The 15,425-nt window shown below is 45.3% G+C and carries 14 protein-coding genes; 4 read left to right on the forward strand and 10 right to left on the reverse strand.

Going from position 1 to position 15,425, the window contains the following annotated elements; genetic code table 11:
• Window positions 1-106: 106 nt before the first annotated feature.
• Genes lolE through lolC form a run of 3 tightly spaced genes read right to left on the reverse strand, consistent with a single transcriptional unit; the run spans window position 107 to window position 3,262 of the window.
• Window positions 107-1,351, reverse strand: coding sequence for a lipoprotein-releasing ABC transporter permease subunit LolE (gene lolE, locus NB463_RS14460; RefSeq protein WP_048626175.1), 1,245 nt, complete (start codon window positions 1,349-1,351; stop codon window positions 107-109).
• Between the two features lie 2 nt (window positions 1,352-1,353).
• Window positions 1,354-2,061, reverse strand: coding sequence for a lipoprotein-releasing ABC transporter ATP-binding protein LolD (gene lolD / locus NB463_RS14465; protein WP_005378457.1), 708 nt, complete (start codon window positions 2,059-2,061; stop codon window positions 1,354-1,356).
• Window positions 2,054-3,262 carry a lipoprotein-releasing ABC transporter permease subunit LolC gene (gene lolC / locus NB463_RS14470; protein ID WP_258430974.1) on the reverse strand — a complete coding sequence of 403 codons (1,209 nt, stop codon included), beginning with the start codon at window positions 3,260-3,262 and terminating at the stop codon, window positions 2,054-2,056. The genes lolD and lolC overlap by 8 nt, the downstream gene beginning before the upstream one ends.
• A gap of 249 nt (window positions 3,263-3,511) precedes the next feature.
• On the opposite strand from lolC, the gene NB463_RS14475 reads away from it, so the two are divergent.
• From NB463_RS14475 to NB463_RS14490, 4 genes are all read left to right on the forward strand, one after another.
• Window positions 3,512-4,081 (forward strand): hypothetical protein, encoded by a 570-nt coding sequence (locus NB463_RS14475; RefSeq protein ID WP_006742154.1) that lies wholly within the window; start codon window positions 3,512-3,514, stop codon window positions 4,079-4,081.
• A gap of 5 nt (window positions 4,082-4,086) precedes the next feature.
• The gene (gene mfd, locus NB463_RS14480) at window positions 4,087-7,548 is read left to right on the forward strand and encodes a transcription-repair coupling factor (protein WP_167426759.1); all 3,462 of its coding nucleotides are present in this window, start codon (window positions 4,087-4,089) and stop codon (window positions 7,546-7,548) included.
• A 7-nt stretch (window positions 7,549-7,555) separates the two neighbouring features.
• Window positions 7,556-8,326, forward strand: a complete 771-nt coding sequence (locus tag NB463_RS14485; RefSeq protein WP_074191059.1) for a peptidoglycan binding protein CsiV — start codon at window positions 7,556-7,558, stop codon at window positions 8,324-8,326.
• A 163-nt stretch (window positions 8,327-8,489) separates the two neighbouring features.
• The gene (locus NB463_RS14490; RefSeq protein WP_048626173.1) at window positions 8,490-9,038 is read left to right on the forward strand and encodes a GNAT family N-acetyltransferase; all 549 of its coding nucleotides are present in this window, start codon (window positions 8,490-8,492) and stop codon (window positions 9,036-9,038) included.
• Window positions 9,039-9,122: 84 nt separating this feature from the next.
• Here NB463_RS14490 and NB463_RS14495 read toward each other — a convergent pair whose 3' ends face one another.
• From NB463_RS14495 to hinT, 7 genes are all read right to left on the reverse strand, one after another.
• Window positions 9,123-10,412, reverse strand: coding sequence for an NAD(P)/FAD-dependent oxidoreductase (locus tag NB463_RS14495; RefSeq protein ID WP_006742157.1), 1,290 nt, complete (start codon window positions 10,410-10,412; stop codon window positions 9,123-9,125).
• Window positions 10,413-10,951: 539 nt separating this feature from the next.
• Complete coding sequence (gene ycfP, locus NB463_RS14500; RefSeq protein ID WP_047008528.1) at window positions 10,952-11,491, reverse strand: alpha/beta hydrolase YcfP; 540 nt, start codon at window positions 11,489-11,491, stop codon at window positions 10,952-10,954.
• Between the two features lie 75 nt (window positions 11,492-11,566).
• Entirely contained in the window at window positions 11,567-12,448 is an 882-nt protein-coding gene (gene thiK, locus NB463_RS14505; protein WP_047008527.1) for a thiamine kinase, read from the reverse strand.
• 24 nt (window positions 12,449-12,472) lie between these two features.
• The gene (gene lpoB / locus NB463_RS14510) at window positions 12,473-13,063 is read right to left on the reverse strand and encodes a penicillin-binding protein activator LpoB (protein ID WP_005378467.1); all 591 of its coding nucleotides are present in this window, start codon (window positions 13,061-13,063) and stop codon (window positions 12,473-12,475) included.
• A 66-nt stretch (window positions 13,064-13,129) separates the two neighbouring features.
• A complete protein-coding gene (locus NB463_RS14515; RefSeq protein WP_005390620.1) occupies window positions 13,130-13,522 on the reverse strand; it encodes a YcfL family protein in 393 nt (130 codons plus the stop codon).
• Entirely contained in the window at window positions 13,522-14,919 is a 1,398-nt protein-coding gene (locus NB463_RS14520) for a COG3014 family protein (protein ID WP_005390618.1), read from the reverse strand. Before NB463_RS14520 ends, NB463_RS14515 begins: the two co-directional genes overlap by 1 nt.
• A 71-nt stretch (window positions 14,920-14,990) precedes the next feature.
• Window positions 14,991-15,341, reverse strand: a complete 351-nt coding sequence (gene hinT / locus NB463_RS14525; RefSeq protein ID WP_005390611.1) for a purine nucleoside phosphoramidase — start codon at window positions 15,339-15,341, stop codon at window positions 14,991-14,993.
• Window positions 15,342-15,425 lie beyond the last annotated feature (84 nt).

Below are 15,425 nucleotides of genomic sequence, written 5' to 3' on the forward strand. Positions count from 1 at the left end.
GGGCACCTAACAGTTAGAATGAAACACGATGTCGCTCAAGTTGGATAAATACAAAAAAGGACCGAATTCGGTCCTTTTTGCTTTTCTCGTATTGTAAAACGGTTGGTTATTTAGAACTCAGCACCGCTGCCGGATTTAACTTCGCGGCGCGAGAAGCGGGATACCACGTTGCAAGCAAACTCAAAACGATCGCCGTCACCGACACCAATGCTACGTCTGGCCAGTGTAACTGTGATGGTAAGAAGTCGACGAAGTAAATATCACCCGATAAAAACTGATGACCGATTAAGCTCTCTAACCCTTTAATTAACGGAGTCAGGTTTAACGCCACTAAGACACCAATAACACTGCCGACCAGACTGCCGAATACACCAGAGAACACACCTTGCCAAACAAAGATACGTTTGATTAGGCTATCTTTTGCTCCCATAGTTCGCAAAATTGCAATTTCTGCGGCTCGATCTTTCACTGCCATCATCAGCGTAGACACAATGTTAAAACATGCCACACCAATCACCAGTACCATCACCAAGTACATAATGGTGCGTACGAGCTGAATATCGCGATACAAAAAACCAAACTTTTGCTGCCAGCTTTTCAAATACACGTAAACATCCACCATGCTACCTACCTCACGAACAATAGAAGGCGCATTGAGAACATCATCCGTTTTTAGTGAAATGCCAGTGACCCCTTCCCCTAACCTCGCGTATTGCTGAGCATCCGCTAATGGCACTAACGCTAAAGAATGGTCTATTTGGCCATTCAACGTTAAGAACCCAGACACCTTCACGCGCACACGCTTGGGAGCCTGCACTTTGTTTGCGCCGCCTGTTTGCGGAATCATCAACGTAATGTAATCCCCCACTGCGACATTTAGCTCGTTTGCAACACCTCGGCCTAAGATCACTTGCTTCTGACCGGCATAAAAGTTTTGCCAAGCTTCTTGGTCAATAAAATTCGATAAGCTCGACACCGCTTGCTCGAAAGTAGGCTCTACGCCACGAACTTCTATCGCTTTTAGCTTACTGCCTTTTTCTGCTAACCCCGTAAAACGAACGTACGGCGCTGCCGCAACAACATCTTCATGGTTTAGGGCTTGATTCATCGTTTTGGTGTAGTTATGAAGCGGACCATTAACGCCTTCCAACTCACCGTGTGGAATAACTGACAACACACGCGATTGCAGCTCGCGCTCAAAGCCATTCATTGCAGAAAGACCGATAATGATCACGGCTACACCAACCGCAATACCAATCGTTGAAGAAAGCGAAATGAAAGACACCATCTTGTTGCGCTTTTTCGCTCGACTGAAGCGACCACCAATCATCAATGCTAAAGATGAAAACAAAATTAGCCCTCCGCAGACGCAGTATCAGTCACAAAACGATCCACGAGCAAACCATCTTGCATGTGCATTTGACGATCCATTTTCGCTGCCAGCTCTTTGTCATGCGTGACAACCAAAAATGCAATGTTTGACTCTTTATTGAGCTCGCGCATCAAATCATAGATAGACAGTGCCGTATTGTGATCTAAGTTCCCCGTAGGTTCATCGGCCAAAACCAGATCAGGCTTATTCACCAATGCACGCGCAATCGCAACACGTTGACGCTCACCGCCCGATAACTCAGAAGGCCTGTGTTGCATCCGATGACTCAAACCAACTTTATCTAACAACGCTTTAGCCGCCTGTTTTGCATCCGCTACTTTAGCGCCGCCAATCATCAGTGGCATCGCCACGTTTTCAAGCGCAGTAAAATCAGCTAACAAGTGATGGAACTGGTATACAAAACCAAGGTGCTTGTTGCGTAAAGCCGCCTGTTTATTCGAACTTAAAGCCGATAGGTTTTGCCCTAGAAAATCAACTTCACCATGAGTTGCGTCATCTAACGCCCCTAAAATATGCAATAAGGTACTTTTTCCCGAACCAGAAGAGCCAACAATAGAAACCAACTCCCCTTTGTCGATATCGAAACTTACGCCTTTCAACACTTCCGTATCTAACGAACCCTCTCGGTAGACTTTACGAATATCACGACATTCTAATAGCTTATTCATAGCGAAGTGCCTCAGCAGGTTTAACAGAAGATGCTCGATAAGAAGGATAAAGCGTAGCAGCGAGGCTAAGAGCAATCGCCAACACCACCACTAAAAGAATTTGCAGTGAATCAATCAAGATGGGTAGATGACCACCAAAACTGAATAGCGCCACACCAGCAGATTCAAGAATCGCATTTAGATTAAGTGACAAGATCACGCCCGCAGCGCCACCGACAATCGCGCCAATTACACCGCTGCTCGCCCCTTGTACCATGAAAATGGTCATCACTTGAGATTGAGTCATGCCTTGAGTTTTCAATATTGCGACTTCTGATTGTTTCTCCATCACCACCATGATTAAGGCGGAGATAATATTAAATGCAGCAACGCCCACGATCAGACCTAGCATGAGTCCCATCATGTTCTTTTCCATTTTCACCGCTTGGAAAAGCTCACCACGCTGTTCGCGCCAATCACTCCATTGCCACCCGTCAGGCATGGGTTGATCAGCAAAATCCGTCACCATAAATGGATCAGAGAAAAAGACACGCCAACCAGAAACCGTGTCTTTCGGAAAACGCATCAGCTTAGATGCATCCGTCATGTTAACAATCATTAATTGACCATCAACGTCCGATCCCGTATTGAAAATACCAGCGACAGTAAAGTTTCGCTGGCTAGGAATACGGCCAAGTGGGGTAAACTGCGTCGCGTTGGTCACCATCAAGCGCACTTTATCCCCGATTGAGACCTTTAGCGAGCGCGCCAAGCTATGACCTAAAAAGACGTTGTAACCGCCCGCTTGAAGTGACGATAATCGCCCAGCAATCAAATGGTTGCTGATCGGATCGCCTTTCTTTGGTTCAATGCCAATGAGGTAACCTGCCGTCAGTTGCGCAGAACTCTGAATTACAGCCTCTCCACGAACGATAGGCTCCGGTTCAGATTCACGCGACATCGCTTGAACAAATGAAGGGGCAGACTCGGTCAACGGCGTTTTTCCATCGTGTTGCGAAACAACGGCATGAGGTAGCACACCTAAAATGCGCTCTTTTAACTGCGATTCGAACCCATTCATCACAGAAAGAACCGTCACCAATGCCATTACACCGATCGTAATACCCGCCGTCGACATATAAGAAACAAATCGGCTGAACCTATCTCCAGAGCGTCCCCGAAGATATCTCAAACCAATAAATAATGAGATAGGATGATACATATAAGACAAACCAACTGGTTGTTTTGATATAAAGCTTTAGCAGATTATCTTACCTTACTCTTCTCATTAAGAAGACAAGAGAATCGCTAAATTTGTCAACGACATGCAATAAGTCTGTATTTAGGGCAAAAAGTTCAAGGACAAATCAGGTAAACTTGATAACTTCATTCAGTTAGCGATAATCAGTGCCCTACTTCTCTTTGTTTGTTGAGTGAACAGGGAGCGCTCGCTGGCAAAAGGACCGACTATATGACAGAGCAAGAATACTTTACCGTCCATCATAATCTCACTATCAACGTCGAAACGTTGAGTGCGGATTTTGCTTTGCCAGATGAAGAAACCTTTGTTTCCGAAATTCCAGCACCGTTTATTGTTGCCAGCGAATTTAGCCATCTAGATATGTTGGCAGACAATGCACGTCTAGAGCTAAAAAACAAAGATTTAAAGCATGTGATTAACTTGCTTGATACGCAAAACGCGAAACTTAACCTCTTGTTGAGCTTTATGCTTTCACAACAAGATGACGCCTCCATTCGATACCAAACCACGAAGTTTGGCGCCAGCCAACTCAGTTACCGTTCAGATACAGCGCTATCTGCCCAACAACTCGTTCGTGTTAAACTGTTTCTCGATCATCCTGCTGCAGCGATTTACGGTTACGCTCAAGTAGAAGAATGTGATGCTTCAGAGCAAGATTTCATTATCACTCTTAGATATAAGATGCTACGTGAATCTGACCAAGATTTGCTGATAAAGGCGGCACTATATCAACAACAAAAACTTTTACGTCAGCGCTCGATGGAGCGAGATAAAAAATAACTCCTATGACAAAAGCAACGATTCTTTCCGTCACCAACCCTTCTGAGCGTGGCGACAAAAAACAGCTAGGTAATTTACCGGGCGCGGCTCTACCTCTAGCCATTGCAGAGCTAGCCAAGCAGCATTCGAGTCACTCGCTACTCGTTGTGCCTGACCCGCAAATTGCTTTAAAGCTTCAGGCAGAGATTGAGCAATTCACCGACCAAACGGTAAGCCTGTTCCCCGACTGGGAAACGCTGCCTTACGATAACTTTTCTCCGCATCAAGAAATTATCTCTGAGCGTATCGCGCGCCTATACCAACTGCCAAGCCAACGCAATGGCATTACCATCGTCCCGGTCAGTACGGTGCTGCAGCGACAGTCGCCACGTGATTTTCTATTGCAACATACCTTAATGGTGAAAACCGGCGATCAACTCTCACTTGAGAAACTACGTGTACAACTTGAAAATTCGGGCTACCGCCACGTTGACCAAGTATTTGGGCCAGGTGAATACGCGAGCCGTGGGTCGATTCTGGATCTCTTTCCTATGGGCAGCGATGACCCGTATCGCATCGACTTCTTTGATGATGAGATAGATACCATTCGCACGTTTGATCCAGAGAACCAACGCTCTATCGACGATATTCAGCAAATCCAATTGCTGCCTGCACATGAATTCCCAACCACTAAAGAAGCGATTGAGGATTTTCGTACACGTTGGCGCACCCAATTTGAAGCACGCCGAGAGCCAGAATCGATCTACATGCAAGTGACCAAAGGCACTTGGCCCGCTGGTATTGAGTATTGGCAACCGCTGTTTTTTGACCATACCGAGACTTTATTTGAATATTTGCCAGAAGACTCTCAAGTCATCACATATGGTGATATTGAATCTGCGGTCGATACTTTCTTAACCGATGTCGAATATCGGTACGACCAGAAAAAAGTTGATCCACTACGTCCTCTTTTGACTCCTGAACAACTTTGGCTGAAAAAAGACGAACTCTTCAGCCAACTAAAACAGCTCCCTATGGCTCAATTGAGCCTAGAGAAAGTGGTTAAGCGTGCTGGTCGTCAAAACCTACCAGTACAATCGTTAGCCGAGCTTGGTGTTCAACAACAAAATAAAGAACCGCTTTCGCGTCTTCGTCAATTCAGTGAGCAATTCAGCGGAAAAATTGTTTTCTCGGTAGAGTCAGAGGGTCGTCGTGAAGCACTAACGGAACTGTTGCAAGGCATCAAAGTTCGCCCAGTCGTACATGGCTCACTTTACCAAGCCCTAGATTCGGGTGATCGCTTCAGTTTGATCTTAGGCGCTGCAGAGCATGGTTTCATTCACGAAGAGCTGAACTTCGCTCTGATCTGTGAAAGTGATCTACTTGGTGACCGCGTTATCCAGCGACGCCGCAAAGATAAAAAAGCAGTCAACAGTGACACCGTTATTCGCCACCTTGCGGAATTGAAACCCGGTCAACCCGTGGTTCATATTGATCACGGTATTGGCCGCTACATCGGTTTACAAACACTTGAAGCCGGTGGCATGAAAACGGAATACGTCACCCTTGAGTATCAAAACGATGCCAAGCTCTACGTACCAGTTTCATCACTAAACCTTATTAGCCGTTATTCAGGCGGTGCTGAAGAAAGTGCACCACTGCATAAATTGGGTGGCGAGGCTTGGGCAAAAGCACGTCGTAAAGCGGCAGAAAAAGTGCGTGATGTCGCGGCTGAGTTGCTGGATGTTTACGCTAAACGAGAATTAAAACCGGGCTTCAAATTTGAGCTAGATCGTGGGCAATACGCAACGTTTAAAGCAACGTTCCCATTTGAAGAGACGGATGACCAAGCGATGGCCATCAATGCCGTCTTGTCTGACATGTGCCAAGCAAAAGCGATGGATCGTCTAGTGTGTGGTGACGTGGGCTTTGGTAAAACGGAAGTCGCTATGCGCGCAGCATTTGTCGCAACGGATAACAGTAAACAGGTCGCCGTACTCGTACCGACAACCCTGCTTGCTCAGCAGCATTTCGAAAACTTCCGTGACCGTTTTGCCAACTTACCAATCCGAGTTGAAGTACTGTCTCGTTTTAAATCGGCCAAAGAACAAAAAGTCATTTTGCAAGACGTTGCAGATGGTAAAGTCGATATTGTCGTTGGTACGCATAAGCTGCTTTCGAGCGACATTAAATTCAAAGATTTAGGTTTGTTGATCGTTGATGAGGAACACCGCTTCGGAGTTCGTCAAAAAGAAAAAGTCAAAGCAATGCGTGCGGATGTGGATATTCTTACCCTCACCGCAACACCAATTCCACGTACACTGAATATGGCAATGAGTGGCATGCGCGATCTGTCTATCATCGCGACACCTCCAGCGCGTCGTTTAGCGATCAAAACCTTTGTTCGTCAAAGAGAAGAATCTGTGGTCCGTGAGGCGGTACTGCGTGAAATCATGCGTGGTGGTCAGGTTTACTTCCTGCACAATCAGGTAGAGACTATCGAGAAAACCGCGGAAGACTTGCAAAAGCTTATTCCTGAAGCACGAATTACCGTGGCACATGGTCAAATGCGTGAGCGCGAACTGGAGCGCATCATGAATGATTTCTACCACCAGCGCTTTAATGTGTTGGTGTGTACAACGATCATCGAGACCGGTATCGACGTACCAACGGCGAATACCATTATTATGGATCGTGCAGACAACCTTGGTTTAGCGCAACTGCACCAATTGCGTGGCCGTGTTGGACGCTCTCATCATCAAGCCTATGCTTACTTATTAACGCCACATCCAAAAGCCATGACCAAAGATGCTATCAAGCGTCTTGATGCGATTGCTTCACTGGAAGACTTAGGCGCAGGCTTTACTCTAGCAACTCACGACTTGGAAATCCGTGGGGCTGGTGAACTGCTTGGTGACGAGCAAAGTGGGCAAATTCAATCGGTTGGTTTTACACTGTACATGGAAATGCTGGAACAAGCAGTCCAAGCATTGAAAGAAGGTAAAGAACCTTCTTTGGACGAGCTGCTTCGTGAACAAACTGAAGTTGAAATGCGAATCCCAGCGCTCTTGCCAGACGATTACATCCCGGATGTGAATACACGACTGTCGATGTACAAACGTATTGCGAGCGTTACGAGTGGTGAAGAACTCTCAGAGCTCAAAGTGGAACTTATCGATCGATTTGGACTGCTTCCAGACGCGACGAAGAACTTACTTGCTGTCTCAGAATTGAAAATTTCGGCTGGTAGCCTAAAAGCGAAAAAGATAGAAGCCCATGATAAAGGTGGATTTATCGAGTTTTACCCTGATGCTGACATAAATCCAGCGTATTTGGTTAAACTGCTGCAATCACAGCCGCAAAAATTTGCAATGGAAGGTCCAACTAAGTTCAAGTTTAGCGTACCATTGGCGGACCGACGTAAACGCATTCAGTTTGTTCAAGACTTACTGAATGATTTTAAACAGAATTTATTACCAACGAGCTAATAGTCGAATGAGAATACTGATCCCGTTATTGCTTCTATGTGTCTCAATGCCTTCTTGGGCACAGCGTCAATTTGATATTGAAGTGATCATTTTCAAGCGAGCAGTCGACGCTGAAAGCACCACTGAATCTTGGCCGAATCAACTGCCAAAAATCGATATGGAAAATGTCGGCAGCTTAGAGAGTGAATCATACCGTCGCTCTAAAGGCGTAACACTACTGCCACGCTCATCTTTCCGCCTGAATGCGCAAGAAGCAGCATTAAACAACCACGCTGGGTTTAAAGTGCTTAAACACGTAGCATGGCGTCAAGGTGACCGAGGCAAATCTAGCGCCCCAATTTTCCGTATTGTTGGTGGACGAGATTTCTCTGATTCTTATCACGCAGATGGTAGTCCAATCAATGGCAGTACTCAGACATTTTCCACTGACGGTTACAGTGAAGAGACAGTCAACGGTCCTTTGTATGAACTAGACGGTCGATTCCAAATTTACGTGCAGCATTATCTATTCGCTGAAACGACACTAGACCTGCGCGAGCCAAGTGTTAGAGAAGTGCGTTTTGAACCAACTTCAACCGAGCAATTGGCGGATGATTTAGGTGAGGTCGATGGTAATGTTCAAGTGGGTAACTTGGCGGAAATCTCCCCTACAATAACAGAAGAAAAGTTCCTCAAGAGCTACCGAATGGATCAAAAACGCCGTATGCGTAGTAGTGAGACTCATTACCTAGACAACCCATTGATGGGCATGATCATTCAAGTTCGTCGCGTTCGATAAGCACGAGTGATTCAACAAAGCGCAGCATTTGCTGCGCTTTGTTTTTATCTGTTATGTCCTCAGTTATTCCTAACCAACGCAGAGCAAGGAAAATAACTGCGTTACAGTATGAAATAGACAGTTTTCAAATTACTTACACTCAACATGGAAGTCGTATCAGTTCATGAGTCCAGATTTTGAAATCATTGCGCCCCGCTTAGCGCTCAAGCTCATCCCTTCTGAAGAAGCTCACTTACTACAACGTTTGCTTGCAGAGTCCCCTTCCCTACACCAGTGGCTAGATTGGTGTAATCAAAACGTTACGTTGAAAGATGCACAGGACTTCCTGTTGGCAACCCGACTTAACTGGGTAAAAACAGAAGCTTTCGGTTTCGGTATCTATGAGCGACAAAGTAACACTCTAGTAGGAATGGCCGCCGTAAACGAGTTATATCACACGTTTAATATGGCAAGTATTGGCTACTGGGTTGCTGACCGCTATCAACGACAGGGCTATGCTCAAGAAGCCGTTAGAGCCTTGGCTGAATTCTGCTTTGCAAAGCTGAGTTTAACTCGACTGGAAATTGTCTGTGACCCCGACAACGAAGCAAGCCAAACCTTAATTGAGTCAGTCGGTGCACAAAAAGAAACCATCGCCAGAAACCGGTTTATTTTTCATGGTAAGCCTAAGGATGGCGTTGTGTACTCACTTTTACCGGCAGATCTAACATAAATAAAAAGCCACCGACTTGCGGTGGCTTTTTATATTTCGAAGATACAGCATCCGCGCAATCCGCGTAGATGTGAATTTGGCGTCTTAGTGAAGCTTAAGGTTTGGACGCAGTACTCGGTTGATACGACCCACGAGCATCATCAGTCCGGTTTTAAATACGCCGTGCAACGCCATCAGGTGCATTCGATATAACGAGATATAAACGACACGTGCAATACGGCCTTCTACCATCATCGACCCTTTGGTTAGGTTGCCCATCAAGCTACCAACGGTAGAGAAACGGCTTAGAGACACCAATGAGCCGTGATCTTTATACACATAGTCTTTCAGCTCGCGTCCGTTGATCTTCGCAACGATGTTGCTGAATGCTTGGCTTGCCATTTGGTGCGCAGCTTGCGCACGTGGTGGAACAAACGAACCATCAGCCTGAGTACATTGTGCTAAGTCACCAATAACGAAAATGTCATCATCACGCGTCGTTTGTAGTGTATTTTTCACTACCAGCTGGTTGATACGGTTCGTTTCTAAACCAGCGATATCTTTAATAAAATCTGGTGCTTTAATACCCGCAGCCCAAACCATGATTTGTGCCGGGATCTTCTCACCATCTTTCGTGGTGAGGCCATCTTTTTCAGCTTTAGTCACCATGGTTGCAGTGCGTACATTTACGCCCAACTTCACCAGCTCCTGATGAGCAGCAGCCGAAATACGTGGAGGAAGCGCAGGTAGAATACGCTCACCCGCTTCAATCAGGTTGACGTTCAGCTTGCTAGAGTCAAGATCGCCAAAGCCGTAAGTACGCAGCTCTTTAACGGCATTGTGTAGTTCTGCAGATAGCTCAACGCCAGTTGCACCAGCACCAACAATCGCGATATCCACCGTACCGTTACCGTTTTTCGCGTGCAGTTTTAGGAACTCATTGTTCATTTCTGTGCGGAAACGGTGCGCTTGTTCTGGACTGTCTAGGAAAATACAGTTCTCACGAACGCCAGGAGTGTTGAAGTCGTTTGATGTTGAACCAATCGCCATGACTAGAATGTCGTATTCTAGCTCGCGGCTTGGCATCAGAAGCTCACCATGCTCATCTTTAAGCTCACTTAAGATGATCACTTTACGTTCGCGGTCGATGTCTTGAAGGCTACCCATTTGGAAGTCGAAGCTGTGGTTTTTTGCATGAGCTCGATAACTCAGAGCATCCACCCCTTCGTCCAAAGAGCCAGTTGCAACTTCATGCAATAATGGCTTCCACAAGTGGCTCGCTTTACGATCTACTAGCGTAATTTGCGCACGGTTCTTGCGACCTAGAGTTCGGCCAAGCTTAGTTGCCAACTCAAGACCACCAGCACCGCCGCCTACAACGATAATGCGTGTCACAATGATTTTCCTCTACAAAAATGAATATATGGGGTTCAGCTCGACACATGGTTCACAGACATGCTGTGCCATACATCCAACCGATGAATTCTTGGTTCTTAGAGGTGTCTCAATTTATTTGGATTAAAAACTGCTGCCTAATTTTATTCTTTATCTATCAATAACTTGTTAGGAATCAGCATATTTGTCTGGTACGGATACGACGCCAGAGATTTTTGGGCAAGTTTATTACTCGCTCTCAATTTTTTTTGATATTTATCAAATTATTTTAGTCTGGTTCATTATATAGAGACGTACTTTGAAGGCAACCAAAATCCGTGTGACGAGTACGGATTGACTACTTTTCGACTACTCTACAACAAGGTATTCGTGCCACATAGGATGGAAGTAAGAAAACGGTAAGGAGAACACAATATTCTAAGCGCTAAACCAAGAAAATGAGGCCTTTAAAGAGAAAGTGACTCGGCATACTCACAATAGGGGGCCGCAGCAAAGCAGCCGATAAAAAATGCCGCTTTACTGTTCACACTCAAACACTCTTAAGTATTTTTAAATGCCTTCATCGCTTGTAAATGTTGAGAGATCTTTTTGAACTTGTGGGACTGCGTTTCGTCCCAAATGATTTGATAGTATTTTTCTAACTCAGCTGCAGTTTTCGCATTGTCATGCACTTCATCATCTTTGGATAAAATCACCAAGCAGTGCGCCTGATTTTTCGCTCGAAACTGATCAACACATTTTGTTGCGATATCTTCGTACTCTTCTGGGCGATCGATTCGACCAGCCATCGTTTTTTCTGGGTGCAAGTTCGGGTTAAACATCACTTGTTTGATACCGCATAGAAAACCAATTCGTTCAGACCAATAACCACCTAAACCAACCCCACAGATTAACGGGTTTGGATCATCAGATTGATCGATAACTTTAGACACCTCTTTTAACAAGTGTTGCATGTCGTGCTTTGGGTGAAGGGTGCTGTAATTGATAAAACGAACGTCGTCGTCGATGAATTGCAGTTGAAGAACTTTTTCGTGGTTACCCGGGCTTGTACTGTCAAAGCCGTGTAAGTAAATAATCATGTGTACCTCTCCCTGTGTGTATCTGGTACTTTTATTAAAACTACCACTATTTCCTTACTGTTAAAGGGGAAAATATCACGAGTTCTCAAAACAGTGATCTTCCATACACAATGAGCCTTTCAACTCATACGCACTGTTTAAGTATTGCTCATCTCCCCACAATTTATAGGCCAGTAAATACCAAAGCATCGCCATCACTAGGGTTCTTGGCTGCCACGCCTGTACACCACTTAACCAAAGAGACGCATCTTCGATACCTCGAATTTGGCAATACTGTTTCACCGCCTCTTCCACAGGCGCACCCGCGACTTGAATAGTCAAGGTCAAATCAAGCCTAGGGTCAGCAATACCAGCATATTCCCAATCAATGACTTTCACCCCACTCTCTCCCCGAACGAGGTTGTAACACCCCAGGTCAAAGTGACAAAGAGCGAGTGGAACCGCCGCTACACTCGGTTCCGTGCGCCACTTCATGTATAGAGCCTCAAATTCCGTATCCGCATACTGACCATCAAGCTCAAGCCAATAATGATCGATGCGAGAAATATAAGAAAATGGAACCAAAGGGAGCGCGCTGATCGGGTGCTGATGAATGGTCGCCGCAATGGATAATAAATCTCTTACTGGTAGCCCTACATCCGAAAGTGCTTGCCCTTCGATCCATTCCACCAGTAAACCTTGCTCGTGGATAAACACTGGCTTAGGACCAATTTCTAATGAAGAGATAGCATTCAGAACTTGATATTCATTGTGGCGAGAAATTGAAAAAGCCTTGCAAACATTACTGGTCGGTCGCCAGATGTATACAAGGCCTTGAGAGGATTCCAACCGCCAACAACGGTTGGTTAGCCCCCCGGTAACGGTTTGAACTTTTACCGGAGGCTCAGTAAAGAAGCCATCGAGAGCATTAAGACTCGGATCTAACTGTTTTGCTTGTTGCCAAGAAAACCATGCCATTGATGACTTCTCCATCAGTATCGATTAAAGACCGAATAAGCTCTTCGATTGCGCTTTACGAATTTCCGTTTCATCCGCCCACTCAATCAAACCTGTTTCTAGGTCCATTAGGCGCATGGTCATCTTGTAGTATACATCTTTATCGCTACCTGCATTTTTGACGATGCTAGATAGGTTACCGTAAAGCATGTATTGCGCACCCACCATTTTACCAAATTGGATCGCTGTGCTTTGGTTAACCAGCTCATCCGTGTTTTGGAAGTTAAGCTGTTCACGCACAGACTCAACACGGTCCATATCAACAAAGCGGAACTTACCAGAGTTCAGCATCTTAGTAGAAATAGTGTCGGTAATGGATTCAGTGTCAATGTGTTCACTGGTCTTGTTCTTAATTCGCTCAACAAAAACGATAGGACGTTGATCACGAGTAATTGCTGCTACAGAACCCGACATCATCATGCTATCCACCATTTCAGCCGCGATTTTTTGTAAATCTGTTGAGCCAAAATCGATAGTTGTGGTTTCTGTTGCTTGCGCATCGCCGTAAGAGACTTTGTTAGAACAGCCACCCAAAATGACGGCAAGACCTAAAAGAGCAATAATACTTTTTTTCATGAGAGTTCCTTAGTTTTTCAATACCAGCGCATCGTTAGCGCGGCAACTTCGGCAAAGCCGTTAAGATTAATTGTCTTGTGCTTCTCTAATTTGAACACGGAATTTGGTGCCATTTGGATTCACAGTAACTTCAGATAACGTGACTTGCTCAAACCCTCGCACAATCATTTTGCGCCATGGGCCAGGCTTGGTATTCACTTCTAAACCATTATTGTCATACCAATAGAAGCGGTAAAGAATGTGCTGGTCACCTTTATAGTTACTGCTTAGTTGCACCACTCCACGTGGACGATCATCAACGTAAGTGGTGGTGATGTTGTCAACTAATAAGCGACTACCCAAAACGTTATCATTAAAAAATACTTTTTGCGTTTGACCATCAATTCGAATACCAGCCGTGTTTTCGGCGCATCCAACTAAACCAATAGCCATTGCTAAACAAATAAGCCATGCTTTCATTACAGTCTCCCTAGCTGTTTATGCCACACGGTTGAGTGTGTTCCTTGACGAGATACCCATACCAATGTAGTCTGCTGTGCAGGCACTTCAAACTGATAGGTTTGATCACCCAAGTTTAAACTTTGTGTTCCCGGTTTCACGACTTTTGATGCCGTTTTCACTTGCGCTGGTAATGTTTGCCAACTTCTCGTATCCGGCTGCTCGGTCAATGTGTTCCATACATTGAAAAGTATGTTACCCACATCATCGCCTTTTTTCGCCGCCTCTTTTCGGATTCGATCTTTTGCCCAAACGCGAAGAGCTTGACGGATCACCATTGTAGTCAGACGTTCATTAAGATCGTTTTGTGCCATCGCATTAACATCAGTCAGCGTGCTAGAAGGCAATACCTGACCATTTAAAACCACATCGCTAAAACGTTGCGCACCCCGATTCGGATAATAAGGAAGCGCCAACGAATAAATAGCCCCATTATCGCGACTGTCGTAAATCGGTAGATCAATACGCCAACCTTTCAAAGCCTCCACAACGCCTTGTTCATCAATAACGATGACTCGACCTTGAGACTGAGTTAACCCAGAAGGTGCTTTACCATACCGTTTCTCTAGCATGCGTAAGTCTTCACGCATGCCTAGTTTCTTAGCGGCGTACAGCGTGCTTTCAACAACTTGTTTGTTGTCTGGCATCACAGCGAGTGCTCGTCGGTAATCAACATAAGCACTGTTTAAATCTCGTGACGCTTCATATAACAAGCCAGAAAGATAGAACAAATAGCCGTTTTGTACTGCGCTTAGTTTTTTACCAGCATCAGGGTAGCTCGCCAACACACTGCCTAAATTGGCAGACATGCCTTGCTTTTTCAGGTCTTTTTCTGCTGCTTTTAGTTCTTTTTCACGCGCCTTTCTTGCCGCTTCCTGAACTTGATTGGCTCGACGCACTTCAACAAGCGCCCCTTCCAAATCGTTTTTCTGTAAATAGTTTAGCCCGAGATAAAGGTGCAGAAAGCCAAGTTCATAATCGGCGGGATGATAATCTTGGAGATTGTCGTTCACTGCGAGAGAGCCGACGCTCGTTGCCGTTTCTGACACAGAAATAGTCGCGCGATCTTGCTGAACACGAACGGCACGATCACCATTTTCCAGCGCTTTCAAACTTGTCGGGTAATCTTCAGCAAGAAAAGAAATACGGCCCTTTTCAAAGTTGCCAAGTATCTCGCCACCCACATCGCTCGATTGAAGTTGTTTCGCTTTCGCATATTCCCCTGCAACAACGGCTTGATAAACTTCTTGATTCTGGTTGCTGTAGTGACTAAACAGATTGCCCGCAGACAAATTCGCGCAGCCAGAGGCCATTAAAGCCCAGCTCATCAGCCCTAACAGCTTTACACCTAGTTTCACATTTATCTCCACAAATGTGTCATTCGACAGGAAAAAGAAGTGGGTGAACTGCGCCACCCACTTTTTAAAGCTTAGCTCAATACCATTGGACCTAGAGGACGACCGCCTAATAGGTGCATGTGAATATGGTAAACCTCTTGGCCACCGTGCGGGTTACAATTAACGATCAGGCGATAGCCGTCTTCCGCAATGCCTTCCTCTTTCGCCAGTTTTTTAGCAACAGTGAACAAACGCCCCATCATTGCTTCATCTTCAGCTTCAACATCATTCGTTGTTGGGATCAATTTATTCGGAATAATGAGAATATGGCTCGGTGTGCGCGGGTTAATATCGCGAAACGCAGTCACCAACTCATCTTGATAAAGAATATCGGCTGGGATTTCCTTACGAATAATTTTACTAAAGATCGTTTCTTCCGCCATGAGGACTCCATTTTATAAAGGTAATTAGACCCCAATTAGTATGCGCCAACCAAAAGCGGAGCTCAATAAAAACAGTGTTCACTT

This window comes from Vibrio sp. RM-41-2B (assembly GCF_024744415.1).
In the GTDB taxonomy this organism is placed as follows: Bacteria; Pseudomonadota; Gammaproteobacteria; order Enterobacterales; family Vibrionaceae; genus Vibrio; species Vibrio diabolicus.

Coding starts and splice junctions, on each gene's coding strand:
- lolD (WP_005378457.1), bottom strand. CDS start 2,061: ATGAATAAGCTATTAGAATGTCGTGATATTCGTAAAGTCTACCGAGAG.
- lolC (WP_258430974.1), bottom strand. CDS start 3,262: ATGTATCATCCTATCTCATTATTTATTGGTTTGAGATATCTTCGGGGA.
- NB463_RS14475 (WP_006742154.1), top strand. CDS start 3,512: ATGACAGAGCAAGAATACTTTACCGTCCATCATAATCTCACTATCAAC.
- mfd (WP_167426759.1), top strand. CDS start 4,087: ATGACAAAAGCAACGATTCTTTCCGTCACCAACCCTTCTGAGCGTGGC.
- NB463_RS14485 (WP_074191059.1), top strand. CDS start 7,556: ATGAGAATACTGATCCCGTTATTGCTTCTATGTGTCTCAATGCCTTCT.
- NB463_RS14490 (WP_048626173.1), top strand. CDS start 8,490: ATGAGTCCAGATTTTGAAATCATTGCGCCCCGCTTAGCGCTCAAGCTC.
- ycfP (WP_047008528.1), bottom strand. CDS start 11,491: ATGATTATTTACTTACACGGCTTTGACAGTACAAGCCCGGGTAACCAC.
- thiK (WP_047008527.1), bottom strand. CDS start 12,448: ATGGCATGGTTTTCTTGGCAACAAGCAAAACAGTTAGATCCGAGTCTT.
- lpoB (WP_005378467.1), bottom strand. CDS start 13,063: ATGAAAAAAAGTATTATTGCTCTTTTAGGTCTTGCCGTCATTTTGGGT.
- NB463_RS14515 (WP_005390620.1), bottom strand. CDS start 13,522: ATGAAAGCATGGCTTATTTGTTTAGCAATGGCTATTGGTTTAGTTGGA.
- hinT (WP_005390611.1), bottom strand. CDS start 15,341: ATGGCGGAAGAAACGATCTTTAGTAAAATTATTCGTAAGGAAATCCCA.